Origin of the sequence: Peribacillus sp. FSL E2-0159 (genome assembly GCF_038643155.1) — a bacterium.
In the GTDB taxonomy this organism is placed as follows: domain Bacteria; phylum Bacillota; class Bacilli; order Bacillales; family DSM-1321; genus Peribacillus; species Peribacillus simplex.
This window is the reverse complement of sequence record NZ_CP152053.1, coordinates 4,117,143-4,139,710: the sequence shown is the minus strand read 5'-3', so window position 1 is coordinate 4,139,710 and position 22,568 is coordinate 4,117,143. Positions and strand designations below refer to the sequence as shown.

Here is a 22,568-nt window from a genome sequence, read left to right as displayed (position 1 = left end):
TTCCTGTTTCATGTTAGGATTTTAATGTTATGTTTGTAGCACCCGTGCTACAACCGCTCAACAACAGGTTTTAAGCTTTTGCCTTTCTGGTAAAACGCCTGTGATTGGCGAGTCTGAGACATTTAAGGAGGTGCAAGTATGTACGCAATTATCGAAACTGGCGGTAAACAAATTAAAGTAGCAGCTGGCGAAGCGGTTTACATTGAAAAATTAAACGCAGAAGCAGGCGAAACTGTTACATTTGACAAAGTTTTATTCGTAGGTGGCGAAGACGTGAAAGTCGGTGCTCCACTAGTTGAAGGCGCTACTGTAACAGGTACTGTCGAAAAACAAGGTAAGCAAAAGAAAATCACTGTTTTCAAATACAAAGCGAAAAAGAACAATCGTAAAAAACAAGGTCATCGTCAACCATACACAAAAGTTGTTATCGAAGCAATCAACGCGTAAGGGCTGATTCTAGATGATTAAAGTTGTATTTGATGCTCCGCAGGAACGGATTGCTTCGTTCACCTTAAGCGGACATGCTAATTTTGCTAAAAAAGGTTCTGATATCGTTTGTGCAGGTGTATCGGCTGTTTCCTTCGGAGCAGTCAATGCGATCATGTCCTTAACGGACGTGGAGCCTGAGATTGAGCAAGGGAGAGAAGGCGGCTATCTTCGCTGCGTCATTCCGGGGAATCTTTCGCCGGAATCGGAAGAGAAGGTTCAGCTGCTTTTGAACGGCATGCTCATATCGCTGCAAACCATCGAACGTGATTATGGTAAATACATGAAAATTATCCTCAACCAATAGGAGGTGGAACAAATGTTAAGATTAAATCTTCAGTTCTTCGCTTCGAAAAAAGGAGTAGGTTCTACAAAGAACGGACGTGACTCTCAATCTAAGCGTCTTGGCGCTAAACGTGCAGATGGTCAATTCGTTTCTGGTGGTTCTATCCTTTACCGTCAACGCGGAACAAAAATCTATCCAGGTGAGAACGTAGGCCGTGGTGGAGACGATACTCTATACGCTAAAGTAGACGGTGTTGTTAAATTCGAACGTTTCGGACGTGACCGTAAAAAAGTAAGCGTATATCCAGTTGCACAAGAAGCATAATTGGCATCTTTGAACAGAGGCTGACTCAAAAGGGTCTGATTCCTTCTACAAGACACTATATACCGCGTCATTTTTAATAATGGTATGCTATATAGTGATGAAGGGGTCCGGCCCTTTATTTATACTATAAGAACGAACCAGCAGTTTGCAGGAGACTTTAGTCATTAGTATAAGGAAAACAACCTCTGACTTACAAAAGGCTCGCCAATCGGCGGGCTTTCTTAAACTTTCAGGGGGGGAAATCCAAGATTACTCATCCATCCGATTTGGTTAAACCAAATAGACACTCCAATTCAACTATAATATCTCCAATTGGTGCATAAATAAGGCCCATTCTCTTTTTTTGTTCAAATGGCTCTACCATCGTCCAAAGAACACAGGGTGTGCGGCTGTATTTTTTGGACGGGGGCTTTCATGTGAAGGCATGTGAATCGAGCTTCATTTCCTGTTTGTTGTTTTTTTGATATACTGTACAAATGGAAGTATTCAACATGATAGAGCTGAAAAAAGTTTCTTTATCATAATTGAAGGTGTTAATAATGGATAAAAATTGGACGACTATTGAAACTCTGCGTCAAACCAGGCATGACTGGCTGAATAAAATTCAAATCATCAAAGGGAATCTGGAGTTGAACAGAATCGATCGTGTCAAGGGCATCATTGATGAAATCATTGTTGAAACCCAGAATGAAGCACGCCTCTCCAGTTTGAATTTACCTAAGTTCACCGAGATGTTGTTGACGTCGAATTGGAATAATGGATCATTTTATTGCGAATATGAAATCATTGATGTTTTTGAAGGCTCAACTGAAATGGACGGGCTGATGTATCGCTGGACAAACGATTTCTTCAAAATGCTGGATAAGAATCTGGACCCGTTTTTTGAAAATGTACTGGCTGTTTCCATGTGTAAAAACGCAGTGAGCGATATGCACTGCTCTTTTCATATGCAAGGCAGGTTCATTGACCAATCCCCAGTGATCGAGTTTTTGGAAAGTTCATTAACGGCCGAGCAATCAATTGAAATTCTTGAATGTAATGAGGATGAAATATTTTTTAAGATGGATATTAACTTTTAGAGAAGTATACAGCAAGAAATGACTTGCAGAAAACAAGGAAGTGATAGCATGTTTGTCGATCAAACGAAAGTCTATGTAAAAGGCGGAGACGGTGGTAACGGGATAGTTGCTTATCGTCGTGAGAAATTCATACCTAAAGGCGGACCTGCCGGCGGAGATGGCGGTAATGGGGCCAATGTCGTTTTTGAAGTGGAAGAGGGCTTGCGTACATTAATGGATTTCCGTTATCAACGTCACTTTAAGGCACCTCGCGGAGAACATGGCATGTCCAAAAACATGCATGGTGCGGCCGCAAAGGATATGGTCATCAAGGTTCCACCTGGCACGGTTGTCATTGATGATAAAACGAAGGAAGTCATTGCTGATTTAGTTGAGCACGGGCAACGCGCCATTATCGCCAAGGGTGGACGCGGAGGCCGGGGAAATTCACGTTTTGCCACACCTGCCAATCCTGCACCTGAAATCGCAGAGAATGGCGAACCGGGCCAAGATCGCGATATAGTCATGGAATTGAAACTATTGGCTGATGTCGGTTTGGTTGGTTTCCCAAGTGTAGGGAAATCCACGTTGCTTTCTGTCGTATCAGCAGCAAGGCCTAAAATTGCCGAATACCATTTTACGACGATCGTACCGAACCTGGGAATGGTGGAAACGGAAGATCACCGCAGCTTCGTCATGGCCGATTTACCTGGTCTGATCGAAGGCGCTTCAGAAGGTGTGGGCCTTGGACATCAATTCCTGCGCCATATTGAAAGAACGAGGGTAATCGTTCATGTAATCGATATGTCGGGTCTTGAAGGCCGGGATCCATATGAAGACTATCAAACAATCAATAAAGAGTTGGAAGAGTATAACCTGCGCTTGACTGAACGTCCGCAAATCATTGTAGCAAGTAAAATGGATATGCCGGACTCAGAAGATAACTTAGCGGCATTCAAAGAAAAGCTTGAAGAGGACTATCCTGTCTTCCCGATTTCTGCCGTGACGCGTGAAGGGATCCGTGAGCTTCTTTATGCAATTGCCGATAAAATCGAAGAGACGCCTGAGTTCCCTCTTGAACATGAAGAAGAGAATACTGGAATCCACCGGGTTCTATATAAACATACATCACAGTCTGATGAATTTAACATTGAACGCGAATCCGATGGCAGCTTTGCCGTATCAGGATTCAAGATCGAGCGTCTATTCAAAATGACTGACTTCACCCGTGAAGAGTCAATACGTCGTTTCGCCAGACAGCTTCGTTCATTCGGAGTCGACGAAGGCCTTCGCCAAAAAGGTGCGACAAATGGCGATATCGTCCGTATCCTTGAATATGAATTTGAATTTGTTGATTGATTGTAAACCATGATGGCAGGCAAAAGGAGGCGTGCGGAGTTTGAATAAGGCCGATCAGAAGTTTTTCCTCGTTCGAGAGGATGTCCTTCCCGAAGCGATGAAAAAAACACTGGATGCAAAAGAAATGATTGAACGGGGAAAAGCAGAATCAGTTTGGGAAGCGGTACAGCGAGTGGACCTAAGCAGGAGTGCTTTTTACAAATACCGTGACACGGTTTTTCCGTTTCATACAGTTGTTAAGGAAAAGCTGATTACACTGTTCTTCTATCTCGAAGATCGTTCTGGTACTCTATCGGAGCTCTTACGGCTCGTCGCCTCATCCGGATGCAACATCATGACCATCCACCAAACGATTCCTTTGCAAGGACGTGCAAATGTTACCCTATCCCTGAATACAGGTGGGATGACGATGAATATTGATGAACTGCTTACTAAACTGCGTAAAATGGAGTTCGTCGAAAAAGTCGAAATCATTGGTAACGGCGCATGAAAACAGCCTGTACATTTCACATGTACAGGCTGTTTTCATTTGTAAGAGGAAATTAACGATTAACTATTGTAAAAAATCAGAAAATGGCATAACATAAACAGTAGATTTTCCGTGAGAAGGAGTTTATAATATGACATCAAAAATTGCATTTCTTGGACCAAAAGCAACGTTCACGGATTTAGCTGTATCGCGACTATTTCCTAATGATATAAAAATACCGATGAACACGATTCCGGACTGCCTTGATGCTGTTCGGGACGGGGAAGTGAATCACGCGCTCGTGCCGATCGAGAATGCTTTGGAGGGTTCGGTAAATATAACGATGGATTACTTAGTTCATGAAGTCACATTACCGATGAAAGGCGAAGTGACGATTCCCATCCAACAGCATTATATGGTGCATCCGGATCATGCATATCCTGGTTTCAAACCTGACATGGTTTATTCGCATTCCCATGCCATCGCTCAATGCCGCAAATTTCTACATAATGAGCTAAGGGGCATTCCGTATGAGTATGTCACATCCACTGCAGCGGCTGCGAAGATGGTGATGGAGAATCCTGATATCAATATTGCTGCGATTGCAAATGATATGGCTGCAGAAGAGTACGGTTTGACGATTACAAAACAAAATATTCATGATTACGAACATAATCACACCAAGTTTATCGTCGTATCCAACAGTGAAGTCGACTATGAAGGGCATTTGACCGTTGAAGGGGACAAGAAAACGACCTTGATGATTCAGCTGCCTGCCGACCACTCAGGGCAGCTGCACCAAGTCCTTTCCGCGTTTTCCTGGAGGAAACTTAACCTTTCCAAGATTGAATCAAGACCCATGAAAACAGGATTAGGCAATTACTTTTTCATCATCGACATTGAAATGTCCCTTGATGATGTTCTCATCCCAGGAGCGATATCTGAGCTTGAGGCCTTAGGATGTACGGTTTCGATCATGGGAAGCTATTCATGCTTTAAAGTCCAAACTGGAGTACCGCAACGATGATTTATCATTTTTGAACTTCAGCTGAGTTTTGTACAATGAATAAGAAGAGTGCCCCGGGAGTATTTCCGGGGCATTTTTTTATGATGGTTTATATTTACCTTGTACAAGTTCCTAAAACGGTTGGCTGTCATTTTATGAATATAGAAATAGGCAGGTAAAGGGCAGGAAGGCATTAATTTTGAGGATGATGGGCGAAAGTTTTTCATTATAAATAGAGCACATGATTCTGGATGAAAAACAAACACCGATTGTAATGAACGCAAATACAATAAGTAAATCCCGGTAGGCCACCTGTGGAAATAGGAACAGTAATACATACGGTGATGACTAAAACAGTGGATGCACCTTTTTTTAATCAAAAATGGAGAGAGAGGGTGGTGGTCAGCAGAGATGGATAGTCAATTCAAAGAAACTTTCGGTTCTTGGACTCAAGCGATAGGAACTGTCATTTCTGCTGTTGCGGGTACACCATCCAATGTCTTGGACGAAGAATTTCGTGAAAAGTTGGATTTGATTGGAAATGAACTTCAAGCAACAGGAAATGCCCTATTGGCGGACGCAGAAGAAACCTGGTCACTGGATAAATTGGGTAATGTATTACAGGCGATCGGGAATTCGACGGTTATCTTAGGATTAGTCATTGATTTCGATGAAGTAACCAAACAGGAATTGATCATTAAAGGCAATCTGATTCAAGCGTTGGGCGGCGGTACCGCTTTGGCGGGGGCATTCGAAAATCCAGATGAACCGGAGCAGGCCTTCAATGTTACGGGAAATTTGTTGCATGCGATTGGGAATTCGATGCAAGCGATAGGTGGAATTGCCGAACTTAAAAATAGTGTTCAAGATAAAGACCAAGAAAAGGATCAAGAGCAAGAAGAACAAGATAAGGAGGAGCAGGAAGTACAAAAATATCAATATCCTGATTTGGAAGAGAAGCCATCTGATGCTGAGTTGGTTCAAGTGATGGGAGGCTGGATTCAGGCAGTCGGCTCCGTCATTAGTCTTATAGGGCAGTTGAGAAGTAACTAAGAAAACGCCGGGGATGACAGCTCAAATGATAGCAATGCCAATGATGAGAGAGCATAAGGCCAATAAAAAAACCCTCAAAATTTAGGCTTTTGAGGGTTTTTCGTTATTTCAATCGACTAAAATGCCTGCATCCCTCAAAGCACACTCCGCTTCGTCGAGCAGTTCTTCAGATGATGCGCTCAGTGTATGAAGATGGATGCCGCTCGTTAGTTCCGATAAAAAAGATGCGTTCGTTGCCGTCACCCTTGAAAGGAATTGCTGGACTTCTTTACGACTGCTGACCATGATGGAAGCAGTTAGGTCGCCGTAAACGGGGTGCTCGATTTTGACATCCTTCACCGTGATGCCGATATCCACTAGTAAATATAGCTCTTCCTGGGTCCGGGAAGGATCGTGCTGGCAAGCAATGATCCTTTCCGGCTTTTGAGTGCTCCCCGTTTGTAAGTACAGATAGCCTTGGCTCGTGGCAATGATAGGTTCATTCCGCGCTTTCAGGAGGGTTATGTCACCAACGATAACCTGCCGGCTTACATTCGTTATCTGCGAAAGCTCGCTGCCTGTTACTGGCTCCGCGCTTGTTTGCAATAAATGTAAGAGTTTCGTCCGTCTTTCTTCCCCGAGTAATTTCTTTCTTTCCATAAACATTCACCTCTTTAATTACAATCATTCTAACACAGAATGGACGGTTTTATCGAATGGCAGCTATTCCTTCGATGCAGTCTGCCAACTTGTGAATGTCGTCGGCCGTCGTGTTTTTGCCAAAGGAAAAGCGGACGAATTGATGGGCTTCATCTTCGCTCTTCCCAATGGCCATCATCGTTTTTGAAGGATCCTGTTTACCGATTTGACAGGCGCTTCCCGTCGATACAGCGAATCCTTTCTGGTTTAATTCCAGCATGATGTACTGTCCTTGCAATCCAGCGAAGGTCAGAGCCAGAATATGAGGCAATTGCTCGCTTTTTGCTTCGATGATTTGAAAATCGATTTTCCTTTCCGTTAGCCGTTGAATCAATTGCAACCTAAGTGTGGAAATCCTTTTTCGTTCATCTTCCATGATATCCCCCAATTTCTTAGCAGCGGTTACGAAGGAAGCTATTCCGGGGACGTCCACTGTTCCTGGTCGGAAACCATATTCATGAGTGATATTAGGTACCGAAGGCTTCAACTGATGGATGGCCGGGAAAATGACGGCCCCAGTCCCTTTCGGTCCATAAACTTTATGACTGGAAATGGATAGTCCATCACATGAGGCAGCAATCTTCCCAAGCGGTAATTTAGCAAATGATTGGACACAATCCACATGAAAGAAAGCCTGGTGTTTTCGAACGATTTCACTTATTTGCTCAATGGGTTGAATGACCCCGATTTCCGAATTCACATGCTGGACAATGACCAAGCATGTTTTCTCCGACATACATTCCTGCAGATGTTCAATATCAACACGTCCATCTTCCAAATGCCGTAAATAAGTAACCTCGAAGCCTTTTTGTTCAAGCTTTTCCACGAAATTTCCAAGTGATGCATGTTCAGTTCGGCTTACAATCAAGTGGTTCTGCCAGGATGGTTTCGAAGCGATGAATGTATCGATGGCAAGCATGTTGCTTTCTGATCCACCGCTCGTAAAGATGATTCCTTCCTTTTTTATGTCCAGCATTTCTGCTAGTTGCTGCCGTGACATATCCAATAAACGTGCCGCTTCAGAGCCAATATCATGCAAACTGCTCGCATTCCCGAAAAACTTCCGGGATGCTTGGCTGAATACGTCAAGAGCTTCCTCATCAATCGGAGTTGTAGCGGCGTAATCCAAATAAATCAAGAAATCACTTCCATCCTTTAATCTTAAAAAACTCTTGATTATAGTTTAATAATATGTAAATATAGTTGTCAAGACACCTGTCATAAACAGGAGGAATGAAATAATGGTAAAAGCGGAAATCATCGTGATAGGCAGCGGGATTGCTGCCTTGAAAACGGCATTGGAAGCAAGTGAACATAAGCATGTGATACTCATCACAAAATCAAATATCCGTCATGGTAATTCTTATTTAGCACAGGGCGGGATTGCTGCTGCAATATCTGATCGTGACCGAGTATCCTTTCATAAAAAAGATACGCTGGCGGCTGGTCAGCGATATAACAAGGTGAAGGCAGTGGAAAAACTCGTCGAAGAGGCACCTTCGGTTATAGCTGAACTTATTGAATCGGGTATGCGATTTGACCATGATGATGACGGAACTCTATTGCTTGGCATGGAGGGCGCCCACAGTGAACGAAGAATCCTTCATAGTCACGGGGATGCTACAGGAAAGTACATGATGGAACATCTTATAGGGCGCTTGAAAAAATCATCGATTACTGTGATGGAGAATGTTGCTGCAGTGGAGTTGATCATAGGGCAAGATGATTCTTGCATAGGAGTCAAAACACTTGATAAGGCAGGGGATCTTGTTGCCTATCATGCGGAACATACGGTTTTGGCTACAGGCGGCTGTGGTTCCCTATACCATTTTACTTCAAATTCACAAACGGTTTCAGGTGATGGAATCGCACTTGCATTCAAGGCCGGTGCAAAAGTTCGTGACATGGAATTCATACAGTTCCATCCGACCCTGCTTTTTGTGAATGGCAAAGCGAAAGGGCTTGTTTCAGAAGCGGTTCGCGGGGATGGTGCGAGATTAGTGACGGAAATGGGAAGGCCGATCATGGAGGATGTCCATAGCTTAAAAGATCTAGCACCAAGGCATATTGTTGCACAGACGATTTTTTCTTATTTGCAGCGCGGTGAAAAGGTATTTTTGGATATTTCGATGATTAAGGATTTTAAAAATCGTTTTCCGACAGTGAGCTCATTGTGTGAAAAAAGCGGGCTGGACCTTCAATTGGGGAAAATCCCGGTTGCACCAGGAAACCATTTTCTAATGGGAGGGATTGAAGTGGATGAATCGGGGCAAACCTCTGTACCCTCTTTGTATGCAGTTGGTGAAGTGGCATGCACGGGTGTACATGGTGCGAACAGATTGGCAAGCAACTCCCTTCTCGAAGGATTGGTTTTTGGAAATACGCTTGGCCGTTTCCTAGCTAAAGCCCCGGCAAGGTCGATACCGGAAGAGAAAGAGCAGTCCAAGAGTTCCAGTCAAATTTCCTTTTTACCTGATCTCACGACATTACAGGAAAAATTAATGAATGAAGCGGGAATCGTTCGAAATGAAGCGGGTTTAACTCGACTGAAGGATTATCTTGAGACATTTAATATCGAAAAATTGCTGCATATGGAAGTAACGGCATTATCGATACAAGAAATAACGAAAATCAATGCCATAATCGTGGCGTGGCTGATTGCCGAATCCGCATTGACCAGAACGGAAAGCAGGGGCGGTCATTTCCGCAGTGACTATCCAAACGAGGATGACACCCAATGGCTTGAAAATTCGGTTATCCTTGCTTGCACGGATGTAAAAAACCGAGTGAAAGGGAGACGACTATATGAATATATTGAAGCTTAAGCAGATGCTGCAACAATTTTTAATGGAAGATATAGGGGAATGCGATGTAACGAGTGATACGATTTTTGATCAAGGTGAACAAGGAACTTTGACATTCATCGCAAAAGAAGGTGGGGTCTTTAGTGGAGGGGACGTCATCAAGACGGGATTTGCATTGTTGGATGAGCAAATCGAGGTTTTCCTTTTTGTTCAAGATGGCGAAGTTTTCGAAGAAGGACAGCAGCTTGCGAAAATGACCGGCGATATGGCCTCTCTTTTAAAAGGGGAACGGGTCGTTTTGAATTTAGTGCAGCGTATGTCCAGCATCGCTACACAGGCTCATAAAGCTGCCATGATTTTAGCGGGTACGAAGACGAGAGCTTGTGATACGAGGAAAACTACACCAGGCCTGCGGATGCTTGAAAAATATGCGGTCCGTTCCGGCGGGGCATTCAATCACCGATATGGTCTGTATGACGCAGTTATGATAAAGGACAACCATATTTCTTTCGCTGGGTCCATAACGAAAGCGGTTCAAACGGTAAAATCAAAACTGGGACATACCACTAAAGTGGAAGTGGAAACGGAATCAATACAACAGGTGCTTGAAGCAGTGGAAGCCGGTGCAGATATCATCATGTTCGATAACCGGAGCCCCGAAGAAATCAAGCAACTGATTAAATTGGTTCCCGCCCACATCATAACCGAAGCTTCTGGAGGGATCCATTTAGGAAATCTAGCCTCATTTCGGGAAACAGGGGTAGATTATATTTCGTTGGGCAGCTTGACGCACAGTGTCAGGGCACTTGATATTAGCGCAAAGGTTAAAGAATGTGAGGGGATAATAAAATGAACATATTGGAGATGGCTAGTACAGCAGGAAATGCATTGCCTGAAAAGTATAAAACGATGACAAAGGAAGATATGGAGAATCGGGTCCGAGATATCAAGAAACGAATGGGGAACCGTCTTTACATCCCAGGTCATCATTATCAACGGGAGGAAGTCATTCAATTTTCGGATTCAACGGGGGATTCACTTCAATTGGCTCAGCTATCCGCGCAAAATCGCGAAGCGGATTATATCGTGTTTTGTGGCGTGCATTTCATGGCTGAAACAGCCGATATACTGACGGAAGAAGGGCAGACGGTTATCCTTCCTGACATGCGTGCAGGCTGCTCCATGGCAGATATGGCGGATATTGAACAAACGGAACGGGCGTGGACAAAGCTGCAGGATTTATTTGGCGATACGATCCTTCCGCTAACTTATGTTAATTCCACCGCGGCCATCAAAGCTTTTGTAGGGAAAAATGGCGGGGCGACGGTGACTTCTTCCAATGCACAAGGGATGGTCTCATGGGCCCTCTCGCAAAAAGAAAGGATCCTTTTTCTTCCCGATCAGCATCTTGGGAGGAATACAGCCTTTGACCTTGGAATCCCATTGAATGAAATGGCTGTCTGGGATCCGCATAAGGATGAATTGATCTATGAAGGGGAACTCGAAGATCTGAAGGTACTTCTTTGGAAAGGACATTGTTCAGTCCATGAAAATTTCACAACGGCGAATATTGAAACGCTTAGAGCGGAGCAGCCTGAAATGAATATCATCGTTCATCCCGAATGTCGCCGTGAGGTAGTCGCACTGTCAGATTATGCGGGTTCGACATCGTACATCATAAATATGATCGAAAGAGCCGAACCAGGTAGTTCTTGGGCAATCGGCACGGAAATGAACCTTGTCAAGCGACTTATCGCCAATAATCCTGATAAGAACATCATCTCGTTAAATCCGAATATGTGTCCATGTCTTACAATGAACCGGATTGATCTGCCTCACCTGCTGTGGGCGCTTGAATCAATTGAAGAAGGTATAATCATCAATCCGATAAAAGTGGAGAAGAGCATTGCGGATAATGCCATCCTAGCTTTAAACAGAATGCTGGAACGCGTTTGAGTAAGTTCCTTCCATCTTAAAAAGACTTTGGGATCATAAGGAAAAGGGGAGGGCAAGCCTCCCCTTTTCCTTATGTAATCGAAGCAGGTAAGAACTTTTAAAGATTATTCGCTTTAAAAGTATTTCCTTCATTCATATCCCCGGATTTAAATCCTTTATTGAACCACCGTTTCCTTTGTTCGGAAGTACCATGCGTGAAGCTGTCTGGCACCACGTACCCCTGTGCCTTTTCTTGGATACGGTCATCCCCCACACCACTTGCTGCATTCAAGGCCTCATCAAGATCGCCTTCTTCAAGCAAATTCTCTCCTTGCACATGATGTGCCCAAACTCCAGCCAAATAATCGGCCTGTAATTCAAGACGGACAGAGTACCTATTATATTCGGTCTCACTGACCTTTGAACGATCGGGCATTTCCTTTTCCGTTGTCCCGATAAGTGTCTGAACGTGATGTCCGACTTCGTGGGCAATGACATAGGCCATGGCGAAATCCCCGGGTGCCTGGAATTCTTGCTTCAACTCTTGATAAAAGCTGAGATCAATATATAGTTTCATGTCACCCGGACAATAAAATGGCCCTACCGAAGAAGCTGCCATCCCGCAAGCTGATTCGACACTACCTGAGTACAGGACAAGGGTCGGTTCCTTATATTCCAGGCCATTTTTACGGAACTCTTCAGTCCAGACCTGCTCCGTTTCTGCAAGGACGACAGAAACGAACTGCGCAAGTTCCTTCTCTTCATCAGTTTCGACATAAGTGCTGCCATTGTTAGATTCAGTAGAATTCAAGCTGCCTAGCAATTCGCTTGGATTACCGCCAAGGAGTGTCACGATCAATACGATTACCAATCCTACCCCTCCGCCGATTCCGGCCATGCCTTTTCCGCTCATGCCTCTTTTGTCCTCGACATTCGAGCTGCTCTGTCTACCTTTCCATTTCATTATTATTCCTCCCAGGATAAAAGATAAGTACCTGAAGACAAAGCCTTAGGTCATTTACTTTCTTATACCCGGATTTCCCTTGGTTTAGACAGGAGCATAAAAGGAGCGTCATACATGATGGCTTCCTAACCTATAAACCATTGCTTCTTTTTCTTAGATGAATGCAATGGTTTTAGTTGTGGTAGAGAGATGTCAAATCGTTAATTTCCTCTCCAAAAAAGTACTTTCCATTTCCCTAAATCATTGATCCAATCATAAAAGTCATTTTTCACGCATAAGTTTTCATGATAAAAATAATAGCAATTCACCCACTGCTTCATAGAATATATGGACATATGCACAGGAGGGGTTAACAGCGTGAAAATTCATATAGTCCAAAAAGGCGATACACTTTGGAAACTCGCCAAAAAATACGGCGTCAGTTTTGAAGAACTTAAAAAAGTTAACACGCAATTGAGCAACCCGGACATGATGATGCCCGGAATGAAAATTAAAATACCAGGGACATCCGGAGCTGTAATAAAAGAAACGGGTAAACCAAACGTGAATATTCAGCCGGGAATGAAAGAATCCCAAATTCTACCGTACCAGGTTCAGCCTGCACCTATGAAAGAGCAGCAAGTTATGCAAAAACCGGCTATTAAAGAACAGCCGAAATTTCAACAGCCGGTAAAAGAGCAACCGAAATTTCAACAGCCGATAAAAGAGCAACCGAAATTTCAACAACCGGTAAAAGAACAGCCAATTGTTCAGAAACCAGTCAAAGAGCAGCAGATTGTTAAACAGCCTAAGAAAGAGCAGCAGATCGTTCAGCCAAAGCCAATCATTAAAGAAAAGCAAATAATCGTTCCTAAAGAAGTGCCGGTGCCCATGCCAGTGATACCGGAAATCGATATCAATAATTATTATATGGTCAACATGACCAATATGAGTGTGCAAAAGCCACCTGCACCACCACCTTTACCTAAGAAAAAAGAAGAGCCTGCAGTCACTAAAAAGAAGAAGAAAAAGCCAGCTGTACAGCCAGCTCAGGAAGAGTTTGAGCCGGTGGATGATTGTATTCCAGTAACGCCAATTTTGCCAGGAAGCGGTTATTGTATTCAGCCGCCACCGTGGGCGCATATGCACATGCAAGCCCCTTATCAAGGCGCTCAAGGGTATCAGGCGGCTCCGGAAACACATGGTTATCAAATGATGGAAGAGAGCTCGGGTCTTTGGGGAGAATCTCCTGACATGCAAATGATGGATCAAGGATTCGTTCAAGGGGCGAGCATGAATACACCAAGCCAGCAACATTATCCATATCAAGCCTCCGCACCGGTTCCGCACCATTATTATGGAGGGATGAATCAACAAGCTCAAGTGGCAGGTTCATATATGCCACAAGATTTTGAGTCACCAGACGAATCGCCATCTTTATACAATAACAATAACTTCCCTCAGCAGTATAACCAGGCTGCCGGTGAAGAAGAAGAAGATTGCGGCTGTAATAAGGGGCTACTTGGAACTTATGGGCCGGAAGTGAAGGGGCAGTATCAAGGAAACCAAAAAATGGATGCAAAGGCACAACACCATCCAGACTATCACGAATATCAATCCGTACAATCACAGCAGCAACAACAGGCCTCATACCCAGGGATGTCACCTAAAGAGTCTCAGATGCCATATCAATATGATGATGAGTCAGTAGAATCATATGATGAATTCATGATGATGGGCGGTCAAAACGGAGGCCAGCCAGGCATGATGATGGGCAGTCAAAACGGAGGTCAGCCAGGCATGATGATGGGCGGTCAAAACGGAGGCCAGCCAGGCATGATGATGGGCAGTCAAAACGGAGGCCAGCCAGGCATGATGATGGGCGGCCAAAACGGAGGCCAGCCGTGGATGATGGGCGGTCAAAACGGAGGCCAGCCGTGGATGATGGGCGGCCAAAACGGAGGTCAGCCAGGTATGATGGGCGGCAAAACGGAGGCCAACCAGGCATGATGATGGGCAGTCAAAACGGAGGCCAGCCAGGCATGATGATGGGCAGTCAAAACGGAGGCCAGCCAGGCATGATGATGGGCGGCCAAAACGGAGGCCAGCCGTGGATGATGGGCGGTCAAAACGGAGGCCAGCCGTGGATGATGGGCGGCCAAAACGGAGGTCAGCCAGGTATGATGGGCGGCCAAAACGGAGGCCAGCCAGGTATGATGATGGGGGGCCAAAACGGAGGTCAGCCAGGTATGATGATGGGTGGCCAAAACGGAGGTCAGCCAGGTATGATGATGGGGGGCCAAAACGGAGGCCAGCCAGGTATGATGATGGGTGGTCAAAACGGAGGTCAGCCAGGTATGATGGGCGGTCAAAACGGAGGCCAGCCAGGTATGATGATGGGTGGCCAAAACGGAGGTCAGCCAGGTATGATGGGCGGTCAAAACGGAGGCCAGCCAGGTATGATGATGGGTGGTCAAAACGGAGGTCAGCCAGGTATGATGGGCGGTCAAAACGGAGGCCAGCCAGGTATGATGATGGGCGGTCAAAATGGAGGCCAGCCAGGTATGATGATGGGCGGCCAAAACGGAGGCCAGCCAGGTATGATGGGCGGTCAAAACGGAGGCCAGCCAGGTATGATGATGGGTGGTCAAAACGGAGGTCAGCCAGGTATGATACCGGAACAGTTTGGTGGTCAGCGGGGTATGATGCCGGAACAATTTGGTGGTCAGCGGGGCATGATGCCGGGGCAGTTCGGTGGTCAGCCGTGGATGATGCCGGGACAGTTTGGTGGTCAGCCGGAAGCTATGTTACCAGGACAAATGGGAGGCCAGCCAGGCCAATTCGGGGGCGTACGTGCGCCTGAAACATTTGGGATACCGACATATGCAGATGAAAGCGATGACTACTAATTATCAAGGAGACAGTGTTTTTAACACTCGTCTCCTCTCTTATTTAAATCGTAAGCCAAAGAAAGTCCACCATATTCAAAGCAGTGTCTATTTAATAACTTTTGAAAAGGGTCATCCAATGATCCTTAAAGGATTCGACAGTTTTGAAAAATGGGATCGGCAAAGAGAATTGACTTCTTTGTTAAAACAAAAGGGATTTCATCAAACGTATTATATTCATCAGAATTTAATGCCCTTTCAATTTAAAGGGAAATGGTATGGCAGTATGGACTATTTTCCGCCGAATAAGAAAAAATTTAGATTTTCCAATCATAAGGACCGCTTAGAGGGTATTCAGTTACTGGAAAGCTTCCATGATGTGTCGGAACATCTCTCCATTAACGCGCCTGCGTTCAATCAATCAAAAAAGTGGAAAGAACGCTTATCACTATTTAAAAAGAACTTTTCTTATGTTCGCCAATATGTTTCCGAGGATATTATCAAGGAATGGATCAGATGGGGTGAATGGTCGCTAGAGGGGTTTGATAAAAATCAGTCTTTATGGAATAAGGAAAAGAAAGTCATCATTCATGGTGATTGTGCCCACCACAATTTCTTGCGGAGAGCGGACGGCACTTTGACTTTAATCGATTTTGACTTAATGGCAAATGCCCCGAGGTGCATTGATTATTTACAATATGCAAATCGAATTTTGAATCATTTGGAAGATGCGGCCAACGAGCTGTGGGAAGTGCCGCAATTGCAAAGGTATCAGTCAGACCTGGCCTTTTTATATGCTTTAACTTATCCTACCGATATTTTCCGTGAATGGAATCGTCTTAATAAAAGTTCTTCTCAGCTTCATTCGGTCTGGAAAATGTCAGTGGATGGATTTTCGGAGCGGATGGAGATGAATGAAAAATTGGCGAAAAGGATTTCTTCCCTAAATAGGAATTAAAACGGGTTTCTGGCCATAACTTACAGAGTACATTTCCCGTTCGACACCCATGCTAATTATGAGCGGAATATAGCTCATTCTATTGCAATGGGAGGGTCATTGGTGCAGAAAATAAAATGGGCACTGCCGCTTTGTACGGTATTGGCCGCCGTCAGTTTGGTTGGATGTGCTAATAATGATACAGCGGAAAATGAAAATATCACGAATGAAACAGGGTACCATGAAAAAGATGCATTGGTACGCAACATCAATTATGAGAATATGGTGCAAGGTCTATACGATAAAGATGGTTCGTACAGTAAGAGTGACCGTAACTACCATGGACATGAAAGTAAACCGCTTAAGGCACGATCATCTTATTATAATTCTTATGAAGGCGATTTAGCCGACAAAGTCAATGGTGTCGCCAATAAAGTCGAGCCGGTTACCGATGCCAGGACAATTATCATGAAAGACGAAATGCTGGTAGCCTTGCTGCTTGATGATTACAGTCAAGCAAAAGATGTTAAAGAAAGAATCAAGAATGAAATCGGGCCGCTTACCAATGGCCGGACCCTATATGTCACCACCGATGAAGGTGTCTATTTCAGGACGATGACACTGGATAACGATCTTCGGGATGGCGATACGAGGGAATTAATCATTTTGGATGCCAATGACATGTTCGATAACCTTAACATTCACGAAAATCACTTAAAATAATTAGTGGGCTGACGCGATATGGTGTCAGCTCTTTTTGATTTTTTTCTGGTTAATAATCCTTATTTGGGGTCAAACTACTTAAAAAGTAAACGCCTTAAGAGGTGAGTATATTGACTAATAAACTTAGAATCCAATTTTTCATGACACTTTTCATATTGCCATTTTGCTTAACCGTTTTTGCCGAAGAAACCGTTCAAAAGGAAAATGATCCAATTGAAAGGAAGGTCATTCTTCAGCGTATGTATCTTGATGGCGAGTTAAGTGAAGAGAAATTGACAGAAACAATTTGGTCGATGGAGGACTTTTGGTCAAAATATGAAGGATGGAAAGTAGTTGATCAAAATGAAGAGCAGATTGTCATGAAGAAAATTGAAAATGACATATCTCCGCTTTTAAAAGCGAATGGTTACCTTGGGATGAGGGAAGATGGTACGTTATCCATTTTTATCGGAAGGCCAGAACACGCCAAGATCATTCATACTTTCTACCAAATAGACATTGGTAAACTTGAAGTATACAAGCAGGAGGAACTCCAAAAAGGGATTCCGATCATGAATAAAGACCAATATAAACAGCTCATTAAAGAATATGAGCCATATTCGGTAAACTAGGATGGGATGACACCCGTCCTCTTTTGTTTTTCAACGGAAAACCAAAATCCCCATATGCAAAACAGGATATCCTCCATTGTAAAAGTCATTGCGCCAACTAAATAACTTTTAATGAACAACCCACCCTTTTTATGATAAAATGAGAGGTACAGCAAAATCAGGGAGAGAATTAATTTGTATGATTATATAAAAGGCAAGGTCGATTATATTGGGCCTGAATACATAGTTGTGGAAAATGGGGGGATCGGATATCAAGTGATGACGCCGAATCCTTTTATTTTTTCCGCTCAATACCAGAAGGAAGTCCAAGTTTTTTTGTATCATTATGTTCGTGAGGATATGGCTGCATTATACGGATTTCAGACTCGTCAAGAAAAAGCGTTATTCACAAAATTATTGAATGTAACCGGAATCGGGCCGAAGGGTGCTCTAGCCATATTGGCATCAGGCCAAGTTGATCAGGTGGTGCAGGCAATCGAAAATGAAGATGAATCGTTCTTGGTGAAATTCCCGGGAGTCGGAAAGAAAACGGCACGGCAGATGATTCTCGATTTAAAAGGGAAACTTGAGAATATTATTCCGGATGCGTTTCCAAGCTTGTTTAACGAAGGCGTCACGGCTGCACTCAGTCCAAATGGTTATTCGGAGGAATTGGCTGAAGCCATTCTTGCCTTGAAGGCTCTTGGTTATTCTGAAAAGGAAGTCCAAAAGGTTGCCAAGAAATTGCAAGCTGAAGATATGACGACCGAGCAATATATTAAGAAAGCATTGCAAATGATGTTAAGATAAGGAGTGGCGCAATGGAGGAGAGAATATTCAATCAGGAAGCCGATTTGAACGAACTGTCCTTTGAACAAAGCCTGCGGCCGCAAAACTTAAAGCAATATATCGGACAGGATAAAGTGAAAGCGAATTTGAGTGTATACATCGAAGCGGCAAGGATGCGTGAAGAAACGCTCGATCATGTACTTTTATATGGACCTCCTGGCCTTGGAAAGACGACGCTTGCCGTCATCATCGCCAATGAAATGGGTGTGAATATCCGCACGACTTCCGGTCCCGCCATTGAGCGGCCGGGAGATCTGGCGGCCATTTTGAGTGCACTTGAACCGGGTGATGTATTGTTCATTGATGAGATTCACCGTCTTCCTCGTGTCGTTGAAGAAGTGCTATACCCGGCTATGGAGGACTTCTGTCTGGATATTGTAGTCGGTAAAGGGCCGGAAGCCCGTTCGATCAGGATCGACTTGCCGCCGTTCACACTCGTAGGTGCCACGACACGTGCAGGCTCATTGTCTGCACCGCTCAGGGACCGTTTTGGCGTCTTGAGCCGTCTTGAATATTATACGGAAAATCATTTGACCGATATCATCATCCGTACAGCAAGAATCATGGATACGGAAATGGATGACCAAGCAGCGGCTGAGCTGGCAAGAAGGTCTAGGGGCACCCCGAGAATTGCTAATCGGCTTTTACGGAGGGTCAGGGATTTCGCCCAGGTACGCGGTGATGGTACGATAACGGCCGAACTTGCCGATTATGCGCTTGAATTAATGCAGGTCGACCGTTTAGGACTCGATCATATTGACCATAAATTACTTAAAGGGATCATTGAAAAATTCCGTGGCGGACCCGTGGGACTGGAAACGATTGCTGCAACGATTGGCGAAGAGGCACATACAATCGAAGATGTGTATGAACCATATCTGTTACAGGTCGGTTTTCTTCAGCGGACCCCAAGAGGCCGGATGGCAACACAGCTGGTTTATGAGCATTTCGGCATGGAGATGCCTGAATGATGAATATACCAAAGATAGTCATGATTCTGGGTGTGATTATATTCGTGATTGGTTTTGCGATGAAATATATTCATCTCGGCAGGCTGCCGGGAGATATATTACTGAAAAAGGGGAATACGACGTTTTACTTCCCTATCGTTACATCAATCATCGTCAGTGTTGTGTTGTCCGCGATTTTTTATTTGATCGGCCGTTTTAAATAATGATTACAGCTTGATAGACACGTAAGGAAGTGGAACAGATGAAATTGGATATGTTTGATTTTCATTTACCGGAGGAACTGATTGCCCAAGTTCCTTTGGAGGATAGAGAAGCGAGTAGATTGATGGTGCTGGACAAAGAAACTGGTAAGCTCCAGCATGATGTATTCAGCCATATCACGGAATATATCAAACCAGGAGATTGCCTGGTGTTGAATGATACGAAGGTGCTGCCGGCACGACTATACGGCAGTAAAGAAGGAACGGGTGCAAAAATCGAAGTATTGCTGCTTAAGCAAGAGCATGATGATGTATGGGAAACGCTTGTGAAGCCAGCCAAAAGGATTAAAGAAGGCTCGACAATCGTTTTTGGCGATGGTAAGCTGAGTGCCGTCTGTACAGGTGTACTCGAGCATGGCGGCCGTATCCTTGAATTTAAATATGAAGGCATATTTTATGAAATACTAGAGAAGCTTGGCGAAATGCCATTACCTCCATATATCAAGGAACAACTCGACGACCAGGACCGTTATCAAACAGTTTATGCGCGTGAACGGGGATCTGCAGCGGCACCTACCGCTGGCCTGCATTTTACGGAGGATTTGCTCGAGAAACTTAAAGGGATGGGTGTCCACATCGCTTTCATCACGCTGCATGTTGGGCTTGGTACGTTCCGTCCAGTAAGTGTCGACGATATTGACAGCCACGAAATGCATTCGGAATTTTATCAAATGACGGAAGGCACTGCCAGATTACTGAACGATGTGAAAGAAAAAGGCGGGAAAATCATTACGGTCGGCACTACGTCCACAAGGACTTTGGAAACGATTGCGTCCCGAAATGATGGGGTTTTCAAGGAAGAGAATGGCTGGACGAGCATCTTCATTTATCCTGGTTATGAATTCAAAGGGATAGATGCGATGATAACGAACTTCCATTTGCCTAAATCGACTTTAATCATGCTTATTTCTGCACTTGCAGGCAGGGAGCATGTCCTTCATGCATATGAAACGGCAGTGGAAGAAAAATACAGGTTCTTTAGTTTTGGAGATGCAATGTTAATTAAGTAATATATAAGAGTGAGAAGCTCTTGAAGGGAGTTATTGCGTTGACTGCAATACGATATGAGTTAATCAAAACATGTAAACAGACAGGGGCACGGCTAGGCCGGGTCCATACGCCGCATGGTTCTTTTGAAACGCCGGCATTTATGCCGGTTGGAACGATGGCTACTGTCAAAACGATGTCCCCGGAAGATTTGAAACAAATGGGGGCAGGTATCATCCTGAGCAATACATACCACCTATGGCTGCGCCCGGGGCATGAAATCATCAAGGAAGCTGGCGGATTGCATAAGTTCATGAACTGGGATCGGGCGATTTTGACCGACTCAGGCGGTTTTCAAGTCTTCAGTTTAAGCGAGTTCCGCAAAATTGAAGAAGAGGGCGTACATTTCAGGAACCATCTGAATGGCGATAAATTATTTTTATCTCCGGAAAAAGCGATGGAAATACAAAATGCGCTTGGCTCTGATATTATGATGGCATTTGATGAATGTCCGCCATTTCCGGCGACTGAAGAGTATATGAAGAAGTCGGTTGAACGGACATCGCGCTGGGCGGAACGCTGTTTAAATGCACATGAGCGTCCAAATGACCAAGGGCTGTTCGGAATCGTTCAAGGCGGGGAGTTTGAAAATCTTCGCAAACAAAGTGCAAAAGACCTTGTCTCCCTTGACTTCCCGGGTTATGCTATTGGAGGACTATCCGTAGGGGAACCGAAGGATATCATGAACCGCGTCCTTGAATTTACAAGTCCGCTGCTGCCAACTGACAAACCGCGTTATCTGATGGGGGTCGGTTCACCGGACTCATTGATCGATGGGGCACTCCGCGGTGTCGATATGTTTGACTGTGTACTGCCGACGCGAATTGCGCGTAATGGTACGCTCATGACGAGCAATGGGCGGCTGGTTGTGAAAAATGCGAAGTATGCACGCGATTTCGGTCCAATCGATGAAAATTGCGATTGCCATGTTTGCAAGAATTATAGCCGGGCATATATCCGCCATTTGATTAAATGTGAAGAAACCTTTGGGATTCGTCTTACGACTTACCATAATCTTCATTTTCTGTTAAACTTGATGGAACAGGTCAGACAAGCTATTCGAGAAGATCGTCTTGGAGACTTTAGGGAAGAGTTTTTTGAGCAGTATGGTTTCAATGAACCAAATGCGAGAAACTTCTAATTCCATAAATATTTTAATGAACGAAAGGAGTGAATATACAAAATGGGTTCTTTAACACAAATACTTCCGTTGATTTTAATGTTCGTATTGTTCTATTTCTTATTGATCCGCCCTCAGCAAAAACGCCAAAAAGCTACGCGAAACATGCAAAGCAGCTTGAAAAAAGGTGATAAGGTTGCGACTATCGGCGGCATGCACGGAACAATCGATGCAATCGATGAACTGCAAATCGTCATTAAATCATCAGACGGTTCAAAACTAACTTTTGACCGTGCTGCAATCCGTGAAATTACTGAAAGCGCACCAAATAAAGAAGCAACTCTATAAGACAAACGAAAACCGGGCCATGTGCCCGGTTTTTTGCTGTGTTTTTTAATCGGTGCGGGAGTCGGAACTCATGTTGACCCCAAGTACGCCGCCCATCATGGCCGTAATCACGAAACAGCCATAGTATATCCATTGCTTGATGGTGAAAAGTGCATCGTGACCTAAATATTGAAAAAGGAACACGACCAACAGATAAAGCAGCCCAGTGCTTCCGCCCAAGAATAATCCTTGCTTTTTCCCTTTGCCGCCTGAAATGAATCCACCAATGAACAGCGATAAAAAGGACACGATCATGATCACGTATGTCAGGGATGATTCCGTCAGTGAAGTAAAACGAAGAAGGATGGAAACGATTAAACTTGCAATCATCGCTATGGCAAAGATGGAGCCTACGCCATAAATTACGGCGACACTCATTTTTTTAGTTTCGATGG

General features: G+C 44.3%; 26 protein-coding genes and 1 other annotated feature. Of the genes, 22 read left to right on the top strand and 4 right to left on the bottom strand.

Annotated elements, in window-relative coordinates:
- Nucleotides 1-41 precede the first annotated feature (41 nt).
- Nucleotides 42-125, top strand: a sequence feature (ribosomal protein L21 leader region).
- Nucleotides 126-138: 13 nt separating this feature from the next.
- The 8 genes from rplU to NYE63_RS20175 all read left to right on the top strand — a co-directional run bounded on the left by rplU (nucleotide 139) and on the right by NYE63_RS20175 (nucleotide 6,041).
- Complete coding sequence (gene rplU, locus NYE63_RS20210) at nucleotides 139-447, top strand: 50S ribosomal protein L21 (RefSeq protein ID WP_034308849.1); 309 nt, start codon at nucleotides 139-141, stop codon at nucleotides 445-447.
- 13 nt (nucleotides 448-460) lie between these two features.
- Nucleotides 461-793, top strand: coding sequence for a ribosomal-processing cysteine protease Prp (locus tag NYE63_RS20205; RefSeq protein WP_101222784.1), 333 nt, complete (start codon nucleotides 461-463; stop codon nucleotides 791-793).
- 12 nt (nucleotides 794-805) lie between these two features.
- Nucleotides 806-1,096, top strand: a complete 291-nt coding sequence (gene rpmA, locus NYE63_RS20200; RefSeq protein ID WP_034308845.1) for a 50S ribosomal protein L27 — start codon at nucleotides 806-808, stop codon at nucleotides 1,094-1,096.
- A 539-nt stretch (nucleotides 1,097-1,635) separates the two neighbouring features.
- Nucleotides 1,636-2,175, top strand: a complete 540-nt coding sequence (locus NYE63_RS20195) for a Spo0B domain-containing protein (RefSeq protein ID WP_342602449.1) — start codon at nucleotides 1,636-1,638, stop codon at nucleotides 2,173-2,175.
- Nucleotides 2,176-2,223: 48 nt separating this feature from the next.
- Entirely contained in the window at nucleotides 2,224-3,513 is a 1,290-nt protein-coding gene (gene obgE, locus NYE63_RS20190; protein ID WP_342602448.1) for a GTPase ObgE, read from the top strand.
- A gap of 40 nt (nucleotides 3,514-3,553) precedes the next feature.
- On the top strand, nucleotides 3,554-4,003 hold the full coding sequence (locus tag NYE63_RS20185) for an ACT domain-containing protein (protein ID WP_063232841.1): 450 nt from the start codon (nucleotides 3,554-3,556) through the stop codon (nucleotides 4,001-4,003).
- 130 nt (nucleotides 4,004-4,133) lie between these two features.
- Nucleotides 4,134-5,009: a prephenate dehydratase gene (pheA, locus tag NYE63_RS20180; RefSeq protein ID WP_342602447.1), complete on the top strand. Its 876-nt coding sequence runs from the start codon at nucleotides 4,134-4,136 to the stop codon at nucleotides 5,007-5,009.
- A gap of 390 nt (nucleotides 5,010-5,399) precedes the next feature.
- Nucleotides 5,400-6,041: a hypothetical protein gene (locus tag NYE63_RS20175; RefSeq protein ID WP_342602446.1), complete on the top strand. Its 642-nt coding sequence runs from the start codon at nucleotides 5,400-5,402 to the stop codon at nucleotides 6,039-6,041.
- A gap of 108 nt (nucleotides 6,042-6,149) precedes the next feature.
- On the opposite strand, the gene NYE63_RS20170 is transcribed toward NYE63_RS20175, so the two are convergent.
- On the bottom strand, nucleotides 6,150-6,680 hold the full coding sequence (locus tag NYE63_RS20170) for a transcription repressor NadR (protein ID WP_101222780.1): 531 nt from the start codon (nucleotides 6,678-6,680) through the stop codon (nucleotides 6,150-6,152).
- 49 nt (nucleotides 6,681-6,729) lie between these two features.
- Nucleotides 6,730-7,857 carry an IscS subfamily cysteine desulfurase gene (locus NYE63_RS20165; protein ID WP_342602445.1) on the bottom strand — a complete coding sequence of 376 codons (1,128 nt, stop codon included), beginning with the start codon at nucleotides 7,855-7,857 and terminating at the stop codon, nucleotides 6,730-6,732.
- A gap of 103 nt (nucleotides 7,858-7,960) precedes the next feature.
- Between NYE63_RS20165 and nadB the strand changes: the two genes are divergently transcribed.
- From nadB to nadA, 3 genes are read left to right on the top strand one after another with little or no spacing between them, the layout of a single operon-like run.
- Complete coding sequence (gene nadB, locus NYE63_RS20160; protein WP_342602444.1) at nucleotides 7,961-9,544, top strand: L-aspartate oxidase; 1,584 nt, start codon at nucleotides 7,961-7,963, stop codon at nucleotides 9,542-9,544.
- On the top strand, nucleotides 9,525-10,376 hold the full coding sequence (gene nadC, locus NYE63_RS20155; protein WP_342602443.1) for a carboxylating nicotinate-nucleotide diphosphorylase: 852 nt from the start codon (nucleotides 9,525-9,527) through the stop codon (nucleotides 10,374-10,376). The genes nadB and nadC overlap by 20 nt, the downstream gene beginning before the upstream one ends.
- Nucleotides 10,373-11,479, top strand: a complete 1,107-nt coding sequence (gene nadA, locus NYE63_RS20150; protein ID WP_342602442.1) for a quinolinate synthase NadA — start codon at nucleotides 10,373-10,375, stop codon at nucleotides 11,477-11,479. Before nadC ends, nadA begins: the two co-directional genes overlap by 4 nt.
- A 97-nt stretch (nucleotides 11,480-11,576) precedes the next feature.
- On the opposite strand, the gene NYE63_RS20145 is transcribed toward nadA, so the two are convergent.
- A complete protein-coding gene (locus tag NYE63_RS20145) occupies nucleotides 11,577-12,422 on the bottom strand; it encodes a neutral zinc metallopeptidase (protein ID WP_342602441.1) in 846 nt (281 codons plus the stop codon).
- A gap of 357 nt (nucleotides 12,423-12,779) precedes the next feature.
- Here NYE63_RS20145 and safA point away from each other — a divergent pair, with 357 nt between their 5' ends.
- The 11 genes from safA to yajC all read left to right on the top strand — a co-directional run bounded on the left by safA (nucleotide 12,780) and on the right by yajC (nucleotide 22,134).
- Nucleotides 12,780-14,411 carry a SafA/ExsA family spore coat assembly protein gene (gene safA, locus NYE63_RS20140; protein WP_342602440.1) on the top strand — a complete coding sequence of 544 codons (1,632 nt, stop codon included), beginning with the start codon at nucleotides 12,780-12,782 and terminating at the stop codon, nucleotides 14,409-14,411.
- Nucleotides 14,408-15,310: a hypothetical protein gene (locus tag NYE63_RS20135; RefSeq protein WP_342602439.1), complete on the top strand. Its 903-nt coding sequence runs from the start codon at nucleotides 14,408-14,410 to the stop codon at nucleotides 15,308-15,310. The genes safA and NYE63_RS20135 overlap by 4 nt, the downstream gene beginning before the upstream one ends.
- Nucleotides 15,285-16,247: a phosphotransferase gene (locus tag NYE63_RS20130; protein WP_342602438.1), complete on the top strand. Its 963-nt coding sequence runs from the start codon at nucleotides 15,285-15,287 to the stop codon at nucleotides 16,245-16,247. The genes NYE63_RS20135 and NYE63_RS20130 overlap by 26 nt, the downstream gene beginning before the upstream one ends.
- 102 nt (nucleotides 16,248-16,349) lie before the next feature.
- Entirely contained in the window at nucleotides 16,350-16,949 is a 600-nt protein-coding gene (locus tag NYE63_RS20125; protein WP_342602437.1) for a YhcN/YlaJ family sporulation lipoprotein, read from the top strand.
- Nucleotides 16,950-17,059: 110 nt separating this feature from the next.
- Complete coding sequence (locus NYE63_RS20120) at nucleotides 17,060-17,560, top strand: intercompartmental signaling factor BofC (protein WP_342602436.1); 501 nt, start codon at nucleotides 17,060-17,062, stop codon at nucleotides 17,558-17,560.
- Between the two features lie 174 nt (nucleotides 17,561-17,734).
- The gene (ruvA, locus tag NYE63_RS20115) at nucleotides 17,735-18,349 is read left to right on the top strand and encodes a Holliday junction branch migration protein RuvA (RefSeq protein ID WP_342602435.1); all 615 of its coding nucleotides are present in this window, start codon (nucleotides 17,735-17,737) and stop codon (nucleotides 18,347-18,349) included.
- 11 nt (nucleotides 18,350-18,360) lie between these two features.
- Nucleotides 18,361-19,359 (top strand): Holliday junction branch migration DNA helicase RuvB, encoded by a 999-nt coding sequence (gene ruvB / locus NYE63_RS20110; RefSeq protein ID WP_034308811.1) that lies wholly within the window; start codon nucleotides 18,361-18,363, stop codon nucleotides 19,357-19,359.
- A complete protein-coding gene (locus tag NYE63_RS20105; protein ID WP_342602434.1) occupies nucleotides 19,356-19,562 on the top strand; it encodes a DUF2905 domain-containing protein in 207 nt (68 codons plus the stop codon). Before ruvB ends, NYE63_RS20105 begins: the two co-directional genes overlap by 4 nt.
- Nucleotides 19,563-19,600: 38 nt before the next feature.
- On the top strand, nucleotides 19,601-20,629 hold the full coding sequence (queA, locus tag NYE63_RS20100; protein ID WP_072273319.1) for a tRNA preQ1(34) S-adenosylmethionine ribosyltransferase-isomerase QueA: 1,029 nt from the start codon (nucleotides 19,601-19,603) through the stop codon (nucleotides 20,627-20,629).
- A gap of 38 nt (nucleotides 20,630-20,667) precedes the next feature.
- Entirely contained in the window at nucleotides 20,668-21,807 is a 1,140-nt protein-coding gene (gene tgt / locus NYE63_RS20095; RefSeq protein WP_251428974.1) for a tRNA guanosine(34) transglycosylase Tgt, read from the top strand.
- 42 nt (nucleotides 21,808-21,849) lie between these two features.
- Nucleotides 21,850-22,134 carry a preprotein translocase subunit YajC gene (yajC, locus tag NYE63_RS20090; RefSeq protein ID WP_342602433.1) on the top strand — a complete coding sequence of 95 codons (285 nt, stop codon included), beginning with the start codon at nucleotides 21,850-21,852 and terminating at the stop codon, nucleotides 22,132-22,134.
- A gap of 45 nt (nucleotides 22,135-22,179) precedes the next feature.
- Here yajC and NYE63_RS20085 read toward each other — a convergent pair whose 3' ends face one another.
- Nucleotides 22,180-22,551, bottom strand: a complete 372-nt coding sequence (locus tag NYE63_RS20085; RefSeq protein WP_174524159.1) for a TIGR04086 family membrane protein — start codon at nucleotides 22,549-22,551, stop codon at nucleotides 22,180-22,182.
- Nucleotides 22,552-22,568 lie beyond the last annotated feature (17 nt).

Excerpts from the sequence above, each read along its gene's own strand:
- rplU (WP_034308849.1), top strand. The coding sequence starts at position 139 with ATGTACGCAATTATCGAAACTGGCGGTAAACAAATTAAAGTAGCAGCT.
- NYE63_RS20205 (WP_101222784.1), top strand. The coding sequence starts at position 461 with ATGATTAAAGTTGTATTTGATGCTCCGCAGGAACGGATTGCTTCGTTC.
- rpmA (WP_034308845.1), top strand. The coding sequence starts at position 806 with ATGTTAAGATTAAATCTTCAGTTCTTCGCTTCGAAAAAAGGAGTAGGT.
- NYE63_RS20195 (WP_342602449.1), top strand. The coding sequence starts at position 1,636 with ATGGATAAAAATTGGACGACTATTGAAACTCTGCGTCAAACCAGGCAT.
- obgE (WP_342602448.1), top strand. The coding sequence starts at position 2,224 with ATGTTTGTCGATCAAACGAAAGTCTATGTAAAAGGCGGAGACGGTGGT.
- pheA (WP_342602447.1), top strand. The coding sequence starts at position 4,134 with ATGACATCAAAAATTGCATTTCTTGGACCAAAAGCAACGTTCACGGAT.
- NYE63_RS20175 (WP_342602446.1), top strand. The coding sequence starts at position 5,400 with ATGGATAGTCAATTCAAAGAAACTTTCGGTTCTTGGACTCAAGCGATA.
- NYE63_RS20170 (WP_101222780.1), bottom strand. The coding sequence starts at position 6,680 with ATGGAAAGAAAGAAATTACTCGGGGAAGAAAGACGGACGAAACTCTTA.
- nadB (WP_342602444.1), top strand. The coding sequence starts at position 7,961 with ATGGTAAAAGCGGAAATCATCGTGATAGGCAGCGGGATTGCTGCCTTG.
- nadC (WP_342602443.1), top strand. The coding sequence starts at position 9,525 with ATGAATATATTGAAGCTTAAGCAGATGCTGCAACAATTTTTAATGGAA.
- nadA (WP_342602442.1), top strand. The coding sequence starts at position 10,373 with ATGAACATATTGGAGATGGCTAGTACAGCAGGAAATGCATTGCCTGAA.
- NYE63_RS20145 (WP_342602441.1), bottom strand. The coding sequence starts at position 12,422 with ATGAAATGGAAAGGTAGACAGAGCAGCTCGAATGTCGAGGACAAAAGA.
- NYE63_RS20135 (WP_342602439.1), top strand. The coding sequence starts at position 14,408 with ATGATGATGGGCAGTCAAAACGGAGGCCAGCCAGGCATGATGATGGGC.
- NYE63_RS20130 (WP_342602438.1), top strand. The coding sequence starts at position 15,285 with ATGCAGATGAAAGCGATGACTACTAATTATCAAGGAGACAGTGTTTTT.
- ruvB (WP_034308811.1), top strand. The coding sequence starts at position 18,361 with ATGGAGGAGAGAATATTCAATCAGGAAGCCGATTTGAACGAACTGTCC.
- NYE63_RS20105 (WP_342602434.1), top strand. The coding sequence starts at position 19,356 with ATGATGAATATACCAAAGATAGTCATGATTCTGGGTGTGATTATATTC.
- queA (WP_072273319.1), top strand. The coding sequence starts at position 19,601 with ATGAAATTGGATATGTTTGATTTTCATTTACCGGAGGAACTGATTGCC.
- yajC (WP_342602433.1), top strand. The coding sequence starts at position 21,850 with ATGGGTTCTTTAACACAAATACTTCCGTTGATTTTAATGTTCGTATTG.
- NYE63_RS20085 (WP_174524159.1), bottom strand. The coding sequence starts at position 22,551 with ATGAGTGTCGCCGTAATTTATGGCGTAGGCTCCATCTTTGCCATAGCG.